We start from the raw sequence: 17,171 nt of genomic DNA on the forward strand, positions 1-17,171 counted from the left end.
CGTGACCGGGCCGGGCGGGGTGCGGGCCCGTTGCCCGGGCACGCGAGGACACAGGACACCGAGGGACCAGGACACCGAGGGACTGGGGGACCCGGGGACCGGGAGACCAAGAGCATCAGCGCATCAGGAGACCAGAGGACCGAGGAGGCCGGCGGACACCAGGGGACCAGGGGCGGCAGGGGACCGGGGTGCTTGCATAGAAATGTGACCTGTCGTATAGACTTCCAAGTCCTCCCACCTCTTCGTCAGCCGTCCACGCCCCTGGAGCCCAGCATGGTGACTGTCCCGACCGGTTTCACCGGCCGTCACTTCCTCAAGGAGGTGGACTTCACCGCCGACGAGTTCCGGGCCCTGGTCGCCCTGGCCGCAGAGCTGAAGGCGGCGAAGCGGGCGCGCACCGAGACCCCCCTGCTGCGCGGCCGGAACATCGCCCTCATCTTCGAGAAGACCTCGACCCGCACCCGCTGCGCCTTCGAGGTCGCCGCCGCCGACCAGGGGGCCGCCACCACCTACCTCGACCCCTCCGGCTCCCAGATGGGGCACAAGGAGTCGGTCAAGGACACCGCCCGCGTGCTCGGCCGGATGTACGACGCGATCGAGTACCGCGGCGACAGCCAGCCCGCGGTCGAGGAACTCGCCGCGTACGCGGGTGTCCCCGTCTACAACGGGCTGACGGACGACTGGCACCCCACCCAGATGCTCGCCGATGTGCTCACCATGACCGAGCACACCGCCAAGTCGCTCGACCGGGTCGCCTTCGCCTACCTCGGTGACGCCCGCTTCAACATGGGCAACTCGTACCTCGTCACGGGCGCGCTGCTGGGTATGGACGTCCGGATCGTGGCGCCCCAGGCGTACTGGCCCGCGCCCGCCGTCGTCGCCCGTGCCCGCGAGCTGGCCGCGGCCAGCGGTGCCACCGTCACCCTGACCGAGGACATCGGGCAGGGCGTGCGCGGCGCCGACTTCGTCGCGACCGATGTGTGGGTGTCGATGGGGGAGCCCAAGGAGGTGTGGGACGAGCGGATCGCCGCGCTCGGCCCGTACGCCGTGACCATGGACGTGCTGCGCGCCACCGGCAACGCGGACGTCCGCTTCCTGCACTGCCTCCCGGCCTTCCACGACCTCGGCACCCAGGTGGGCCGTGATCTGTACGAGCGGCACGGACTGGAGTCGCTGGAGGTCACCGACGAGGTCTTCGAGTCGTCTCACTCCGTCGTCTTCGACGAGGCGGAGAACCGCCTGCACACCATCAAGGCCGTCCTGGTGGCGACCCTGTCCGACCCGGCGGAGGCCCGGTCCGGCAGCTGACGGGCGGCGGCTCCTCCCGGCCGCCCGCATCCCGGTCCCGGTCCCGGTACCCGTCCCCGTACCCGTCCTGACTCTGGCTCTGACCCTGGCCCTGGCCCGTCCCACCGCTCGCCGGTGGAGCGGCGTTCAGCGGTGATGGCGTGTGTACAAGGCACACGTCAGGCGGCTTCCCGACAACTCCCACCGGTCGGTCGACGCGGTCGAGCGGTACCTGATGTTCTTCACGCCGAGGGACCAGGGGAGCGCGGAGCCGTCACCGCGCCGGAGAGGACACAGCATGGAGAACACGACGAACGGGACCCCCGCGCTGAGCGAGGACGCCGGGTACGGGGTGGCCGAGCACGGGGTCGAGGACGGCTGGGGGAAGGTCGCCGACGTGTTCCGCGCGAACTTCGCGGGGGAGCCCGGCGAGGTCGGTGCGGCCTGTGGTGTCTACGTGGGCGGGCGGCCCGTCGTCGATCTGTGGGGCGGCCTCGCCGACCGCGAGGCGAACCGGCCGTGGCGCGGGGACACCATCGTCCAGGTGGCGTCCACGACGAAGGGTGCCACCGCGATCTGCGCCCATATGCTGGCGCAGCGCGGTGAGCTGGATCTGGACGCCCCGGTGGTCCGGTACTGGCCGGAGTTCGGTGCCGCGGGCAAGGAACGGATATCGGTGCGCTGGCTGCTGTCGCACCAGGCCGGACTGCCGCTCGTCGACGGACCGCTGACGTTCGAGCAGGCATGCGACTGGGACCCGGTGATCCGCGCGCTCGAAACGCAGGAGCCGCTGTGGCGGCCGGGTACGGAGCACGTCTACCACAGCGTCACGTACGGGTTCCTGGTCGGCGAGGTCGTGCGCCGGATCTCCGGCAGGTCGCTCGGTACGTTCTTCGCCGAGGAGGTGGCCGCCCCGCTCGGACTGAGCGCCTGGATCGGGCTGCCCGAGGAGCAGGAGGACCGGGTGGCCCGGATCGCGGCCGCCGCGCCGTTCGGTCTGGAGGAGCTGATCGCCGGGATGGCCGCGGCGACCGGGCTGGACCCGGACACGGTCGTCGCGTGGGTCGAGGCCGTGTGGGGCGCCGACTCGGTCCAGGCCCGCAGCGGCGAGCTCGGTGGCGCGCTGGACAACACCTCCGACTACTACACCACCCGGGCCTGGCGCGCGGCGGAGTTCCCGGCGGCCAACATGCTCTCGGACGCGCGCTCGGTGGCCCGGATGTACGCCGCCACGGTGAGCGACGTGGACGGTGTCCGGCTGCTCGATCCGCCGGCGGTCGAGCGGGCGACGGCCGTCCAGACCGGCGGCACCCGGATGCACGGGCTGCCGCCGGGGCTCGACATCCCGGCGGAACGCTCCTTCAACATGTCGCTCGGGTTCTGGCGGGCCTGCCCGCCGATGCCGATGCTCGGGCCGGGGTCGTTCGGCCACCCGGGCTCCGGCGGATCGATCGGCTTCGCGGACCCCGACGCCGGTGTCGGTTTCGGCTATGTCACCAACCTCTGGAACTTCCGGCCGGACGACCCCCGGGCGGCGAACCTGGTCAAGGCCGTCCGGGACTGCCTCGGGTGACGCACCGGCGACCTCGGGTGGCGCACCGGCGACGGCGCGTCGCGGTTCCGGGCCGGTCGTCCCGCGGCGGGGGCCGTCGCGTCAGGCGGGCCGCGGGCGGGGGAGCGCGGGCAGCGTGAACCACACCGCCTTGCCGGACTCGGTGGGGCGGTGCCCGCAGGACGAGCTCAGCGCGCGGATCAGCAGCAGTCCCCGTCCGTGCTCCTGCCAGGGGTCCGGCGGTCCCGCCGGATCGGGCCGGGTGAGACTGCCCGGCGGACACGGGTCGGGATCGTGCACCTCGACCTGACAGCCGCCCGACCGCAGCTCGACCACCAGCTCTATCGGGTCGTCGCCCGAGGTGTGTTCCACGGCGTTCGCCACCAGCTCCGCCGTGAGGAGTTCCGCGGTGTCGCAGTCGGCGGCGTGCTCGATGTCCGCGAGCGCGGTCCGTACGAGCGCACGTGCCACCGGCACCGCGGCCGCGGAATGCGGCAACGCGATACGCCAGGAGGCGGGAGCGGAATGCTCGTACAAGGCGAATCCGATCGGGCGAGAATGGTTCTGCCGTCAACCAAGGAAATGGTACGGGGTGCCCCCGCCCCACCGACGGCAGGGCGCCCCCACGCCCTCCACCCCAGGTGGGACCCCCCGCCCGGTACCGCCACCGCACCGTTCCGGGACCGGGTGCCGCCCCGCCCCGGCCCCGCCGACCGCGCGTCGGCACCGGCCCAGCCCTGCCACCGCCCCGCCCCGGCACCGCCCAGCACCGGCATTGCCGCCGCGCCCCTGGTACCCCGCGCCGCCCCGGTACCGCCGCCGCGCCCCACCATTGCCCCCGGACCGCTACCGCACCGCACCGCCCCGGTCGGTACCGGTCCCGGCCCGGTCGGTCCCGGCCCCGTCGGGCCAGGCGGTCATGGCGATGTCGGCGACCCGTTCCAGGGCTTCGCGGCCGACACCGTCGCACGCCTGGGTGGACATGCCCTGAAGCGTGGCCGCGTAGAACATGGCGAGCGCGGGGACATCGACCGAGGGGGCCAGGCGCCCGGCCCGCGCGTCGGCGGCGATCCTCTCCTGGAGCGCGTCCCTGCCCGCTTCGCGCAGGGCGCGCAGTTCGGCCTTGACCTCGTCGGCCGCCGGGGTGCAGTTGGTCGCGGCGGTGATGATCATGCAGCCGGGCGGATGGCCCGGGTCGGTGTACTCGTGGGCGGCCTCGCGCAGCACCCGCCGGATCGCCAGGAACGCCGTCGTCTCCTCCGCCAGCGCCCGTCCACCGAACGCGCCGTAGGTCACCCGGTACCGGCCGATCGCCTCACGGAAGAGCCTCCGCTTGTCCCCGAAGGCTCCGTACAGGCTGGGTGCGTTGATCCCCATCGCCGCGGTGAGCGCGGCGATCGAGGTGGCCTCGTAGCCGTGCAGCCAGAACTCGGTGAGCGCGCGCTCCAGGGCGACCTCACGGTCGAAGCTCCTGGGGCGGCCTCCGGTCTTCGTCATGGAGGCATTTTATAGCGCTCGCTAAGAAACCTGCTACCGTCGGATTGCTAGTGATCGCTACAGAACATCTGAGGAGATCCCCGTGCCCGAAATCGCGCTGCCCGTACCGGTTTTCGCCCGCAGCGTCCAAGGTGCCGGGCCGGGGCTGCTCCTCGCCCACGGCGCGGGCGGAAGCGTCGCGGGCAACTACGGACCGATCCTCGACGGGCTCGCCGCGAACCGCACCGTCGTCGGTGCCGACTACCCCGGTACCGGGGCCACCCCCCGTTCGGCCGCACCCCTCACCCTGGACGGGCTGGCCGACCAGCTGGTGGCCGCCGCGGTCGCCGAGGGGCTGGAGACCTTCGCGGTCGTCGGCTACTCCCTGGGTACCGCCGTCGCGATACGGGCCGCCGTCCGGCACCCGGAGCGGGTCACCGCCCTGGTGCTGACCGCTCCGGTGGCCCGGCCCGACGCCGCGCTGCGCCGTCTCGCCGAACGCTGGCGGCACCTCCACACCTCCGGCGCCCATGTGCCGCTGGCCCGCTACCTCACACCTCTGGCGCTCGGCACGTCGGCGCTGGCGGCCATGAGCTCGGACGAGCTCGACGCCCTGGTGAGGGAGACCGCGCGATCCCTCCCGCCGGGCGGCGGCGATCACGCCGACCTGGTCGTCCGGACCGACGTCCGCGAGGATCTGGCCCGGATCGCGGTGCCGGTCCTCGTGATCTCCACGACCGAGGACTTCATGGTCGGTCCCGAGCTGCACCACGAGGTGGCCGAGGGGATCCCCGGGGCCCGGCTCGTCGGGATACCGACCGGCCATCTGCCCTTCGCCGAGCGCCCCGAAGCATGGCTGGCGCTCATCACGGACTTCCTGGACCACCTGGAACGCTGACGCGGACCGGAGCGATCGCCGCCTGCCGGTGTCAGGTCACGCCCCCGGCCTGGCGCGACAGCCCGGCTAGACCTCGCGGAGCCTGAAGCTCTGGTTGGAGTCGCCGCTGCACGTGAACTGGATGATGCCCGCGCCGGCCGCCTCGTCGGCGTTCGCGACGTCGAAGCACCTGAGGTCGATGGTGTGGATCGTGGACAGGGTCGCGTCCCCGGCGGCCGGGAAGGTGAGGAAGGTCTGGGAGAACCTGGGAAGCGTTCCGCAGGGGTACTGGATGATCCGTGTCCCGTTGCCGCGCTTCGCGGCCTCCAGATCGAGACACAGGTTGTCGGCGGTGCGGATCTCCACACCCCCGGCGACGGTGTTCACCCAGAACCGCTGGGTACGGGAGGTGTTGTCGCAGTCGGCCTGGACGAGCGGCGCGCCGCTGTCCGGGGTCCGCACATCGAGGCATTTGGCGGCGAAGGTCTCGATGGAGACCTGGGTGCCCGGCGGCTCGGCGGGCGCCGCGGCTTCGGGCGCGGCCAGGGCAGCCGGACCGGTGACGGCGCCCAGGGCGGCGGCCAGTACGGCCAGAGCGGTCAGCGCCTTGTGACGTGTGCGCATGACGACACCTCGGTTCCTCTGCGTCTCGGACGGGGCGCCGTGACATGCCCGCCCCGCTGGCAAGCTGATGGCTTGCCAGCGGAGACCGAGGGAAACAGCCGAGGCCGTCACCTCAGCCGTTCGGGTGACGGCCCCGCTGCCGGGGCGGGTGCCTTGCCGGTTCAGGGAGCCGTGGGTTCTCCGGCCGCTTGGTGGATCCGGGTGCGGGTCTCGTCGGCCTGCTGCTGGATGCGCTGCTCGACGTGGGCCGGGACGCCCTGGTCGTGGAAGTGGGTGACGAGGGTGTCGAGGGTGGCGTCGGCGCGTTCGAGGTCACCGGCCTTGGCGTGGACGGTGGCGAGACGGCGCAGGGCGGCGTTGAGGGTGAGGTTGTCGAGTCCGGTGTCCTGGTCGGTGCGCGACGTGGCGATGGCCTCGGTGAGCTGGGTGACCGATGTGGTGATGTCGGGTTGGCGGACATGGAGTTGTCCGTCACCGATGGTCTGGAAGTGGCGTCCGGCGTTGGCGCCGTGTGCGAGGCGGGCGTAGGCGGCGAGCGGGTGGTCGCCGTGGCGTTCGATCAGTTCCTGGAGGGCGTCGTTGCCGCTGGTGAGATGGGGGGCGTCGGAGCCGAGGAAGGCGAGCAGGGTGCCCTGTTGGTCGCCGGTGAGGAGTTCACCGACCTCCTGGTCCGCGCGGTCCAGCGGGGTCCGGACCCGGAGGGTGCGGGTGGCGGAGACGGTGCGGGCGCCGTCGAGTCCGGTGTGGACGGCGGTGACCCGGTAGGTACCGGGTTCGGCGAAGTACAGTCCGTCGCTGCCGTAGCCGAGGTAGGCGGTCTCGTACACCGACGGCCGGTCCTCGGTGAGGGTGACCGTCCGTTCGGCGTCGCCGTGGCCGGTGCAGGCGCGGGCGACGGGGCGGAAGGCGCGGGTACGGCCGTAGGGGTCGCTGATCACGATGGTGGTGCGTTCGCCCTTCGGGCCGATGCTCGCGGCCACTGTCGCGTCCCCGGTCACACCGGTACGGGAGAGCCGGAGTTCGGCCATGACCGGTTCGCCGTAGCCGAAGACCTGCTTCCCCCCGAGGGAGAGGGAGAGCCCCGGGTCCTCACCGGCCGACGGGAGGATGAACGCCTGTGCGGTGGCGCTGAGGTCAAGGGCGGCGTTGGTGAGGGCGTTGTCACCGCCGGGGACGATATGACGGTAGTAGCCGTGGCGCAGATGGCGCAGTTCGTTGTCGCTGAACTGGTAGGGGAAGTCCTGCCAGAAGTGCTGTCCTCCGGCCCGGTCACCGTTGTTGTACGCCTGCGGGTAGTTCATCCACGACAGTTCGCCGAAGCCGCTGTTCGGCCCCAGCGGGGCGGGCGGTTTGGCAATGTTCTTCTCCCAGGCGTGGAGCATGTTGAAGACATGCCCGAGTTCGTGGACGTAGCAGAACAGCTCCATGGAGTCGCCGATGAGACCGTAGTCCCGCAGGGTGTCGTGGAAGACGACCATGCCCTGACGTTCCCTGCCCATCTGGTCGAACATGAGCCCGGCGGCACCGTCGAGGGTGTAGCGGGTGGCGACGAAGGTCCAGATCTTCCACTGCTCCACCTCGCGGTGCAGACTGAAGTTGGCCGTCATCGCGGCATGCAGCTCCGCCTCCGACCACCGCAGGTCGTCGCCCGAGGTATTGGCGACCACATTGACCTGCCCCGCGTTCTTCAGCTCGACGCCCGCCTCGGCGTAGGCGGAGGCGACGGTCAGGCTCCGGTGGCGGTAGCCCCGCGGGGCATTGCCCCGGGAGGTGTCGTACTGCTGGAAGACCTGGGTGCCCGCCAGGGCGTCGGTCTCCATCTCCACCGACCGCAGCGCCGGACCGGCGTAGTAGCAGCCGAGGTTCAGTTCCTGGCCGGCGCCGGCGCCGTGGAGGATCAGGCTGGCGTTGCTGCCTTCGGGGCTGGTCACGGCGGTCCGGGGGAGCGTGAGGAAGAGGTCGGTCAGCGGTGAGTTGTTCGCCCAGGACAGACCCGACTGGATGAGGGTGAACCTGTTGACACTCGGTGTGACGATCAGAGTGCCGCTGGTGCGGAAGGAGTCGGTCCAGGTGTCGCCGGTGAACAGATCACCGCTGACGACGCCCAGCGGACGCTCGCCCTCCAGATCGACCCGGAGCTCGATCCGCTGGTTGCCGACGGCACCGGTCCAGCGACCGGTGACCGGACGGTAGGGAACGCGGAACCGCTCCGGGAGCGCCGCCAGGCCGGGTATCCCGAGGCGGTCGAGAGCGCCGGAGGCCAGTAACCCGGTCCTCCAGTTCAGCAGAACACCCTGGGTGCCCTTGATCAGCAGACTCTGCCGGGTCCCGTCGGACGCCGCCTTGTACGCCGCGACATGATCCAGGTCCTGGCGGAACTCCTCCGGTAACCGCGCCCAGCCCGCACAGTCCGACGCGTCCGGACCGTCGGTGATCAGCGCCTCGCGCACCACCCCGGTGGACGAGTTCAGGGTGAGGACCCGGTTCCCCTTGAAGAAGTACGTCTGCCGCGCCCCGCCCGCCGCGTCGGGCGCCGGGAACAGGGCGTCGATCTGCGAACGCCACCCGGCCGGGAGCGCGGCGCCCCAGTTCTCCAGCCCGGCCCACGGCCCCTCGCTCAGGACCCTCCCCTGCTCCCAGTCGAACCACTCATAGGTGTCGCCCCGGAGGAACAGGCTCCGCAGGGACTCCCCGGGACGGGACAGCAGCAGCGCGCAGTCACTCGCGTACAGCCCCTGGGCGTGGACCAGCTTCGGCACGATCGTGCTGAGCCACTCCTGGCTCAGCAAGCGCTGCTCGCTGACCAGGGCACCCTCCTTGCCCCGCCCGAACAGCAGCCGCCACTCACCGCCCGCCGGATACGCCTGCACCCAGTTGTAGCCCGTCGTCCTGAACCGCATGAACCCCATGACACGCTCTCCTCTCGAAGGCCCTGAAGCCCGGGGAAGCCCCAGCCGGAGCGGGATTCTGGCAGCGCCGCACCACCCCGAATACCCCACAACAAGAAGAGATGTCCGATTTCTGTGGCGTCCCCGTGTCACCGCGCCCGGACCTCCCACCTGCGACGAGGAACCGGGGTGCCACCCCGCCGCCGCCCGCGCACGCCCCCGCCGGGCTTTGGCGTGAACGCCGGCGCCGCCCGGTCCGGACGCGCGGCGCGCGGGCTCCCCGTGGGTGGCGTCGGTGCTGCGGCGGAGCTGTCGTCGGTTCCGATCCGGGGCCACGCTCCGCCGCCGTCCGGCACCGGGGGAAGTACTCAGAACCGGTGAACCCGCCAAGGCCCATGGTTCGCCGCGCGGGCCGGTCCACGGTGCGTACCGGCGGGCGGTCGCGCCGCGAGGAACTCGGTGACCTGGGGCGATACGGCGTCCGGAGGTCCGCCCGCCCCGGACCGCCGCCCGGGAGTACGACCGCTCGACCCGGTCACGCTGCCTTGCGTGGGAGGAGGGAGGCTTCCTATGGTCCGCGCATGAGCATCCCCACAGAACCTGTCGGCAGCATCCCCCGGCCCCGCGCCCTCCAGGAGGCGCTCGGTGAGCACGCCCAAGGACGCCTAAGCGAAGGGAAGTTGACGGAGCTTCAGCAGCGGGCGACGGTGGACACGCTCGCCCGTCTGGAGGCGCTCGGCTGCCCGGTCCTGGTCGACGGCGAGCAGTCCAAGCCGAGCTTCGCCACCTACCCGGTCGCGGGTCTGGCCACCCTCGACCCGCACGGCGTCACCCTCCCCTTCGCCGACGGCCATGTCCGGCAGCTGCCGCATCTGACCGAGGGCCCCTTCCGCTACCAGGTCCGCGCGGACTCGTATCTGCGTGACGCCCGGCGGCACACCGGCCGTCCCCTCAAGCAGGCGGTCATCGCGCCTTCGGCGCTCAGCCTGCTGTACCCGGCCGACGCCATCGACGGATACTCCCGCGAGGCGTTCCTGAGCGATCTGGCCGACGAGGCCGAGGCCGACATCCGCGGCTGTCTGGAAGCGGGCGCGCATGTGGTGCAGCTCGACTTCACCGAAGGCCGTCTGGCACTCAAGCTGGACCCGGGCGGCGCCCTGCTCGACGGCTTCATCGCCCTGAACAATGAGGTCCTCGGCCGGTTCGACGAGGCCGACCGGGCCCGGATCGGGGTGCACACCTGCCCCGGCGGCGACCTCGACTCCACCCACAGCCTCGATGTCGACTACGCGGGCCTGCTGCCGAAGCTCTTCCAGCTGAAGGCGGGCAACTTCTACGTCCAGCTCGCCAGCGAGCCCGACCCCGAACGCGTCCTCGGCATCATCGCCGAGCATCTGCCGCCCGGTGTGCGGGTGTTCGTGGGCGTGACCGATCCGATCGACCCCAGGGTGGAGACCCCGGAGGAAGTACGTGACCGGGTGCTGCTCGCGGCCCGTCACCTCCCGGTGGAGCAGTTGGGCACCTGCGACGACTGCGGCTTCTCGCCGTTCGCCGACGACACGTCCACCTCGCGCGACGTGGCCTTCGCGAAGATCGACGCGCGGGTACGGGGGACCGCCCTGGCCGCCGAGGCCCTCGGACTCTGAAGCGGTAGCGCACCCGCGACGGGGTGCCGGAACCCGGGCCGGGGTCCGGCACCCTGGTGCCGCCCGCGGTATGGGCGCCGGGCGGAGGGAGGCCCGGGCGCCCCGGCGGGCAGAGGCCGGGAGCCGGCCCCTGCCCGCCCCTTGACGCGGGCGGCCGTCACCGTGCGGCCATGGCCTCCACCGTGGTGTACCCGCCCATGGTGAAGCGCAGGCTGGTCACATAGGCCACCGGGGAGTCGTCGAGCCGCTGGACGTCGTGCAGCGGCAGCATCCGGTAGATCTGGCCCTTGCCGGGGGAACCGGCGGGCGGGATCTGCCGCACATCGTCGATGGTGAGGATGATGGGTTCCTTGTTCGCCAGCCGCAGACCGAGCTTCGGCATGTCGAAGATGGCTCCCACCGCCATCCGGCACGCCTTGGCGGCCGGACCCTCACCCGCGTAGGGGTCGAACGGGGTACGGATCTGGCCCGTCGACAGGCAGTCCGGGTTGAGGGTGACGGTGATGCGCCCGAGTTCGGCGCACTCACCGACCATCTTCATCTCGATCAGGTTGGTGTAGACCTCGGCGCTGGACCATTCCTCGGAGGTCGGTTCGGACCGCACCACCCGGACATAGCCGCTGAAGTCGACGGTGTACTCACCGACACCCGGGACGGCGAAGGTGTCGACCGAGGTGATGCCCAGATTGTCGATACCGGGCGCCGGAGGTGTCCACGGGGCCACCGCGGTGCCCTCGTACAGGTTGGGAACACCGTCCGTGGTGACCGGACGGCCGTACACGGTGGTGGGCCGGGATGACGAGTCGGTCATCTCAATTGCCTTTCGTCGTTGGGAGGTGGCAACCGGCGGCCGCTCACGGAAGTTGCTGGGTGGTCCAGTCGCAGCAGGTGAGTCCGGCCTGGTCGGGGATCCCGTCCTGATCGGTGTCGATGTCCCCATCGGCCGTCGAGTACACGTCCCGGGAGTTGAGGTCGATGACCCCGTCGCCGTCCCAGTCGTTGAGCTTGCCCTTGAACGTGCCGAGGATGAAGGCGTTGGTCATCGGACCGACCTCCTCGTCGTGCAGGGTCGACAGGACGCCGTTGCCCGGGACCAGGATCTCTTCCAGCGAGCGCCCGGCGATCCGGGAGAGATTGACGTGCCCCCAGCCCTGGAAGCGACCGCGTACGTACCGGATGGCGGCCTCGCCGCGCACCTGGAACTTGGGGTCGAGATGCCAGGTCCCGTACCGGGCGAAGCCGATGTTCGCCTCCCGGACACCTTCCGACGGGTCGTCGGCGCGGCCGGACTTGAAGAACGGCCGGGGCACCAGCGACTCGAAGAAGAAGTTGCCGCGGTCCCGCCGGCTGCGCTCGGTGAACCCGCGGAACAGATAGTTGTCCACGTGCGGGGTGCCGTCGGCGTGCAGCCCCTCGATCGTCTTCGCGATGACCAGTTGCTTCTCACGCGTGGCGACGTTCGGGCACGCGTGCGCCTGCCCGTAGATGCGCGCCAGACCCTGCGGGGCCAGGGAGATCTTGCCCCAGTGCTGGTTCGACGGGTCGAGCCGCACATACAGATCGCAGTGGATCAGCAGGAAGATCGTCTCGTCGAACGTCCGGCCGGGGGTGAAGCTGCCTTCACGGTCGTCGAAGGCCGGGTCACCGGTCTGCAACTCGCTGATGAACAGCTTCGACCACTCCGCGATCTCCGGGTCGGGGTCGTCGAGGAACTGCCGCAGCGCCGCGATGGCTTCGGGGCCGCCCAGCTTCTCGACCGCCCACAGCGCGTCCCAGCGGACCTGACGGTCGGTGTCCTGCCTGATCGCCTGGGTCAGCAGCTCGATCGCGTCCGCGTGGTCACGGTCCGCGTACTCGAACAGCGCCTGCTCCCGCATCGCGGGGTCGGCGTGCTGGAGGGCCGCACGGCGCAGCTCCTCGTTGCTGCGGTTGTCCAGTCGGATCGCCACCCGGTCCAGGGCGTACCCGAAGTCGCTCGCCCACGCGGCGGGGTCACCGGCGACGAACCGGGGGTCCACATTGCTGAGCGTGGTCCGGTAGGCGAAGTTCAGCGCTTCGCGTTGTTCGGTGCCGAGGTCCTCCAGCAGTACCGGGTCCTCGACCGTATCGGCCCAGCCGTTCGCCCGGCCCTCCGCCAGATCTGCCGGTGACTTTCGGCGCAAGTCGATGGCCATACCAGTCCTTCCCTACCATGTAGTCGGCTGGTCGTTATAGACAAATTAAGTGAGGGAAGGTGGGGAGCGCTTCTCAGAGATTGGCACGCCTGCCGGAGTGCCCCGCCGTGTCGCCCTCGTCGACCACCGCCGTGGGCAGAGCGCCGTAAGCGACGGGAGTGAGCAGCAGGGCGGCGGCGTGCTCCGGACCCCGGGGCCACGCCAGCAGCCGGGTCACCGCGTCCAGCCCCGTCCGCAGCGGTATGGGGGCCATGCCCTGACGGGCCGCCCCGGCGACCACACCCATCCGATGGGCCTGCCCCGCACCGCTCCACAGCGACCACTCGGCCACCACCACGGCGCAGCCGGGGAGCCGGGGGGCGACGGCCAGCGCCCTTCTGCGCAGGATCTCGTTGGCGAGCCCGTATCCCCCCATCATCCGGTGCGCGCGGTGGGACGTCACCGAGCCGAAACACAGCAGGGCGCGCAACGACGAGTGCCGTACCGCGGCGAGGACATGGGACAGCCCGGTGGCCTTCGGCCCGCGCAGTGCCGCGAGATCACCGGGCGCGCAGTCGCTCACCGGGGCCCCGGCGACCCGGCCCGCGCAGTGCACCACGGTCACCGGCCGTGCCCCGGCCAGCGTCCGGGCCACCGCCGCGCGATCGGTCACGTCGGCGGTCAGCACTCGCAGTCCCGGGACCCGGGCCCGCAGCCTTCCCAGCACCGCGGCGTCCGCGCGGGGCAGCGCGCCCGGGGGCGTCACGTCGAGCAGGGTGATGTCGTCGGCACCGGCCGCCGCCAGCACCGCCGCGATCCGCAGTCCGAGGCCCCCGAGTCCGCCGGTGATCAGCACGGGTCCCTCGGCGGTCGCGCCGCGGGGGAGCGCCGACGGCCGCCAGTGGGCGAAGGCTGTGCGCCCGTCCGCGCCGGCCAGTACGTCCCGGCGGCTTCCCGGCGGGTCCGGCCAGCGGGTGTCGCCGAGCGCCGCACGGGCGACCTCGGCCACTGTCGCCTCGGCCCCGGCGCACGTAAGTTCCACCGTGGCCAGCGGCGGGCCGGGTTCCTCCAGCGCCACGGCCCGCAACAGGCTCCCGCCACCCGCGCCCCGGTGCACCAGGACCAGGGGCCAGCCGTGCGTCCGGCGCAGGGCGAGCCCCTGGAGCAGCGCGCGGTCCGCGTGCCGCCCGTAGTGCTCGCCGAGCACGACGGCGACGGCCGGCGCGGCGCCGCTCACCCGGGCCCGGTGCATCCGCTCGGCGGCGGTGGAGGGTTCCCCGAGCACGGACCAGGAGCGGGGCGGACCGCTGCCCAGCCGGGCCCGGGGTCCCGGCGCGTACCGGTGTACGGCGAGTTCGTCCATCGCGGTGCCTCTTCCGGGATCGGCGGGCGGTCGTCAGCCGTTCAGGGCGGCGAGCAGGGTGGGGATGGCCTCGCCCTGGAAGTCGACGTCCACGTCGAAGTCGTTGATCATGCCTTCGAGCACCAGCAGCGACATCAGCGGGAAGACGAACTCTGGGGCCGCCGCCACCCCGCTGCGGCGCTGGATGTCGAACAGCCTGGTCGCGAACGGCGCGAGCCTGAACTGGCCGGCCGTCCGCCCGGCGCTCTCCTCCACCAGGGCGCCGATCTCGGCCCGGAACGCGTCGAGGTCGCAGCCGGCCGGTACGTGCTCGGCGCTCCGCAGCACCGACTCGGCCGCCTCCGCCGCCCGGCCGAGCGAGAGGTTCATGAAGAACCGGGCGAACAGCAGCCGCACCCGGGGCTCCAGCCGGACCACGAACCCGGCGTCGAGAAGCACCACGGAGCCGTCCGGGCCGAGATACAGATTGCCCGGATGCATGTCGCAGTGGACGAGACCGTCGATGAACAGCATCCGGTACACGCACCGGAGCACATTCCTGACGATCTGTCTGCGTTCCTCCTTGCCGAAGTCGCCCGGGGCGAAGCGTTCGAGACGCTCGACGTACTCCATCACCAGCGCGCCCGGACCCGCGGCGGCGGGGAACGGCGCGGGCACCCGCACGAACGGCAGATCGGCGAGGTTGGCCCGCAGCAGGGCCAGGGAGTCCGCCTCCCGTGCGAGGTCGACCTGGCGCAGCAGCGCGTCGCCGAGTTGCCGCACCACCCTGCGGGCCGGGACCCCGCGCAGCGGCGGCAGCCGTTCGGCCAGGCGCGCGCCGGACGCCAGCAGCGCGAAGTCGGTCTCCATCGCCCGGCGCACCCCCGGCCGCAGCAGCTTCACGGCCACGTCGGTGCCGTCCAGCAGGGCCGCCCGGTACACACAGGCGATGCTGCCCCCGGCGACGGCCGTCCGGTCGAACGTCCGGAACGGCCATGCGGAGCCGTCCGGGTACGCCTCGGACAGGGCGCGGTCCAGTTGCGCCGCGCTCATCCCGGGGACCCGGTCGTGCAGCCGTCCCAGCGCGTCGCAGACCGCCGGGGACAGCAGATCCGCGCGGGTGCTGAGGAGTTGGGCGCCCTTGACATAGGTGGGGCCCAGGTCGCCGAGGAGCCGGGGCAGCCGCTCCGGCGGCCGGCCCCGTCGCCCGGGGCGGGCCAGCCGGTCGGCGGCCCCGGCGGCGAGATGCCGCGCGGCCACCGCGGTGAGGGACAGCAGGCGGCCGGACCGACGGGGCCAGCCGACAGGGGAGGGCCCTGGCGGCGCCGCGTCGGCTTGCGCTCCGGACGGGGTGTGCACGGCCATCGTGTCTCCTCGGCTGGTTCCGGCGTCGGACAGGTGCTCCAGCGCGGACCGGGCCGGAACTCGTCCGACCGGTCCGCGCGGGGGCGTTGGCACGAGGGTGAAGCTTAAGAATCGTATAGTCGTTGTTTGTTCGTGGGCCGATCCCGGCCTGGCCCCTCCGGCGCACCCGGCAGAGCGGGTCCCCCGGTCGGCCCAGCGGAACGGCCAGGGCGTCCGCGCGTTCGGGAGCGGCCGGCCAGGGACCCGTACGACACCGTCCGGCCGTCCGCCCGCTCCCGGGAGCGGCGGGACTACGGCACTTCGACCGGGCGGGGTCGTACGTCGAGGGGTTCGTCGATCGCGCGGTGCCGGGTCTCCACCCCCGCCACCGCCAGCAGCAGCACGGCGGCGGCCAGGGGGATCGCGCCCGCCGCCGCCGTGACCCCCAACTCCGGTGCGGTGAGGGACAGCAGGGTGAGCACCAGCATCGCCACCCCGCCGAACTTGGTGAGACCGGCGACCCGTCCGGTGGCGCCCCCGCGGCGGGCGGTGGGGAAGATCTCCGCGGCGTAGGCGATCGTGATCGCCCCCAGGGCGTAGATGCTGGCGATGGGTACCGCCAGCAGGGCCATCAGCAGTCCGCGCCGGTCGGCGACCCCGTCACCGAGCACGGTGAAGCAGACCAGCGGCACCACCGTCAGGGCGCTCAGTCCCACGGCTGTCCACTTCGAACTCCAGAACCCGTAGGCCAGCGCGGCCACGACGTTCAGCGGCAGTCCGAACAGCGCCGCGTTGCGCAGGATGCGGTCGGCGTCCATGTCCTTGATGCCCATGCGCTGGAGGTCGGTCGGTACCCACAACTGGAAGCCGTAGGTGACGATGCCGACGCTGAGCGCCAGCAGCAGCAGTCCGGCCAGCAGCAGCGGCCCGCCCTGGTGGCCGGCCCCCGCTCGCGATCCGGTTCCCGCCGCGCTCCCCGGCGCCGCCCTCGTACCGGACTCCGTACGCGGTCCGGGCTCCGCCGTGCGCGGCCCGGCCGGTGGCCCGGTCCGCGCCGGGGTGACGGCCGCCGATCCGAACCGCTCCATCACCGCGCGGGCCTCGTCGGCGCGGCCCGCCAGCAGCAGATAGCGGGGGGACTCCGGTATCCACCGGTTGAGCAGGAGCAGGAGTACCCCGGTGGGCATGCCGACCAGCCACAGGATGCGCCAGCCGTACTGCGGCATCAGGGACTCCGCGAGCTGACTGGTGATCGCGTAGGCGAGGGCGGCGTTCCCGCCGATGAGGACGAGCAGCCAGCCGCGGTGACGGGTGGGCACCGTCTCCGCCAGCAGGGTGAAGGTCACCGGCAGCATGCCGCCCGCGCTGACACCCATGAAGAAGCACATCACCAGGTTCCCGGTGAACGAGGGCATCGCCCCGCAGACCGACGTGGTGATGAACAGCACGCCCGCGAAGAGGATGGCCGGACGCCGCCCGATGCGGTCCGCGAGGGTGCCCCACAGCAGCGAGCCCACCACCGTGCCCAGAAGTCCGAAGAACGGCAGCAGCGCCACCGGGAGACCTCCGTCGGGGTGCAGCGGCGAGGTGAGGTGGTACTCGGCGGCCATCCCCGGTGCGACGAAGGAGAGGGTGGTCGGTTTCATCACGTCGATGGTGACGGCGAGCGTCAGCACGATGATCAGACCCATGTGCGCGGGGCGCAGCCGTGAGTCGTCCAGCGGACGGATGCGCAGGTCGGCGGGGGCCGGCTTCTCCCGGCGCGGCGGCAGCAGACCCCACAGGACCAGCCCGACCCCGAGGACGATCACGGCCATACCGATGTTCATCGTGGCGTCGGGGCGCATCCCGGCCATGTGGTAATGCATGGACCGCGCCTCGATGTACATGGGCAGATGCAGTGCGGCACCCAGGGTGCCCAGGGCCGTCCCGGTCCAGAAGACCACCGGCCGGCGGAAGGTGATGCTCCCTGACCTGCGGGG

Annotated in this window: 13 protein-coding genes; 4 read left to right on the forward strand and 9 right to left on the reverse strand. The window is 72.0% G+C overall.

The window, feature by feature from the left end; genetic code table 11:
- Window positions 1–273: 273 nt before the first annotated feature.
- Both argF and AB852_RS18085 read left to right on the forward strand, forming a co-directional pair.
- Entirely contained in the window at window positions 274–1,308 is a 1,035-nt protein-coding gene (gene argF / locus AB852_RS18080) for an ornithine carbamoyltransferase (protein ID WP_073789537.1), read from the forward strand.
- Between the two features lie 277 nt (window positions 1,309–1,585).
- Window positions 1,586–2,860: a serine hydrolase domain-containing protein gene (locus AB852_RS18085; protein WP_079184791.1), complete on the forward strand. Its 1,275-nt coding sequence runs from the start codon at window positions 1,586–1,588 to the stop codon at window positions 2,858–2,860.
- A gap of 81 nt (window positions 2,861–2,941) precedes the next feature.
- Here the strand turns inward: AB852_RS18085 and AB852_RS18090 are convergent, their stop codons facing one another.
- Together AB852_RS18090 and AB852_RS18095 are read right to left on the reverse strand one after the other, a co-directional pair.
- Window positions 2,942–3,376 (reverse strand): ATP-binding protein, encoded by a 435-nt coding sequence (locus AB852_RS18090; protein WP_178391052.1) that lies wholly within the window; start codon window positions 3,374–3,376, stop codon window positions 2,942–2,944.
- Window positions 3,377–3,685: 309 nt separating this feature from the next.
- A complete protein-coding gene (locus AB852_RS18095; protein ID WP_073789542.1) occupies window positions 3,686–4,336 on the reverse strand; it encodes a TetR/AcrR family transcriptional regulator in 651 nt (216 codons plus the stop codon).
- An 82-nt stretch (window positions 4,337–4,418) separates the two neighbouring features.
- Here AB852_RS18095 and AB852_RS18100 point away from each other — a divergent pair, with 82 nt between their 5' ends.
- The gene (locus AB852_RS18100; protein ID WP_073789545.1) at window positions 4,419–5,213 is read left to right on the forward strand and encodes an alpha/beta fold hydrolase; all 795 of its coding nucleotides are present in this window, start codon (window positions 4,419–4,421) and stop codon (window positions 5,211–5,213) included.
- Between the two features lie 66 nt (window positions 5,214–5,279).
- Here AB852_RS18100 and AB852_RS18105 read toward each other — a convergent pair whose 3' ends face one another.
- Both AB852_RS18105 and AB852_RS18110 read right to left on the reverse strand, forming a co-directional pair.
- Complete coding sequence (locus AB852_RS18105) at window positions 5,280–5,816, reverse strand: RICIN domain-containing protein (protein ID WP_073789548.1); 537 nt, start codon at window positions 5,814–5,816, stop codon at window positions 5,280–5,282.
- Between the two features lie 161 nt (window positions 5,817–5,977).
- Window positions 5,978–8,725: a hypothetical protein gene (locus AB852_RS18110; protein WP_073789551.1), complete on the reverse strand. Its 2,748-nt coding sequence runs from the start codon at window positions 8,723–8,725 to the stop codon at window positions 5,978–5,980.
- Between the two features lie 560 nt (window positions 8,726–9,285).
- Here AB852_RS18110 and AB852_RS18115 point away from each other — a divergent pair.
- Window positions 9,286–10,350 carry a cobalamin-independent methionine synthase II family protein gene (locus AB852_RS18115; RefSeq protein ID WP_073789554.1) on the forward strand — a complete coding sequence of 355 codons (1,065 nt, stop codon included), beginning with the start codon at window positions 9,286–9,288 and terminating at the stop codon, window positions 10,348–10,350.
- Between the two features lie 157 nt (window positions 10,351–10,507).
- On the opposite strand, the gene AB852_RS18120 is transcribed toward AB852_RS18115, so the two are convergent.
- From AB852_RS18120 to AB852_RS18140, 5 genes are all read right to left on the reverse strand, one after another.
- Window positions 10,508–11,161, reverse strand: a complete 654-nt coding sequence (locus AB852_RS18120; RefSeq protein WP_073789556.1) for a DUF6073 family protein — start codon at window positions 11,159–11,161, stop codon at window positions 10,508–10,510.
- 43 nt (window positions 11,162–11,204) lie between these two features.
- Window positions 11,205–12,524: a HEAT repeat domain-containing protein gene (locus AB852_RS18125; protein ID WP_079184725.1), complete on the reverse strand. Its 1,320-nt coding sequence runs from the start codon at window positions 12,522–12,524 to the stop codon at window positions 11,205–11,207.
- A gap of 73 nt (window positions 12,525–12,597) precedes the next feature.
- Window positions 12,598–13,866, reverse strand: a complete 1,269-nt coding sequence (locus AB852_RS18130; protein WP_073789558.1) for a KR domain-containing protein — start codon at window positions 13,864–13,866, stop codon at window positions 12,598–12,600.
- Window positions 13,867–13,899: 33 nt separating this feature from the next.
- Entirely contained in the window at window positions 13,900–15,210 is a 1,311-nt protein-coding gene (locus tag AB852_RS18135) for an ABC1 kinase family protein (protein WP_079184726.1), read from the reverse strand.
- Between the two features lie 290 nt (window positions 15,211–15,500).
- A complete protein-coding gene (locus AB852_RS18140) occupies window positions 15,501–17,135 on the reverse strand; it encodes an MFS transporter (RefSeq protein WP_079184727.1) in 1,635 nt (544 codons plus the stop codon).
- Window positions 17,136–17,171 lie beyond the last annotated feature (36 nt).

This window comes from Streptomyces uncialis (genome assembly GCF_001905345.1).
Taxonomy (GTDB): domain Bacteria; phylum Actinomycetota; class Actinomycetes; order Streptomycetales; family Streptomycetaceae; genus Streptomyces; species Streptomyces uncialis.

Coding starts and splice junctions, on each gene's coding strand:
- AB852_RS18115 (WP_073789554.1), top strand. CDS start 9,286: ATGAGCATCCCCACAGAACCTGTCGGCAGCATCCCCCGGCCCCGCGCC.
- AB852_RS18085 (WP_079184791.1), top strand. CDS start 1,586: ATGGAGAACACGACGAACGGGACCCCCGCGCTGAGCGAGGACGCCGGG.
- AB852_RS18105 (WP_073789548.1), bottom strand. CDS start 5,816: ATGCGCACACGTCACAAGGCGCTGACCGCTCTGGCCGTACTGGCCGCC.
- AB852_RS18110 (WP_073789551.1), bottom strand. CDS start 8,725: ATGGGGTTCATGCGGTTCAGGACGACGGGCTACAACTGGGTGCAGGCG.
- argF (WP_073789537.1), top strand. CDS start 274: ATGGTGACTGTCCCGACCGGTTTCACCGGCCGTCACTTCCTCAAGGAG.
- AB852_RS18095 (WP_073789542.1), bottom strand. CDS start 4,336: ATGACGAAGACCGGAGGCCGCCCCAGGAGCTTCGACCGTGAGGTCGCC.
- AB852_RS18125 (WP_079184725.1), bottom strand. CDS start 12,524: ATGGCCATCGACTTGCGCCGAAAGTCACCGGCAGATCTGGCGGAGGGC.
- AB852_RS18130 (WP_073789558.1), bottom strand. CDS start 13,866: ATGGACGAACTCGCCGTACACCGGTACGCGCCGGGACCCCGGGCCCGG.
- AB852_RS18135 (WP_079184726.1), bottom strand. CDS start 15,210: ATGGCCGTGCACACCCCGTCCGGAGCGCAAGCCGACGCGGCGCCGCCA.
- AB852_RS18120 (WP_073789556.1), bottom strand. CDS start 11,161: ATGACCGACTCGTCATCCCGGCCCACCACCGTGTACGGCCGTCCGGTC.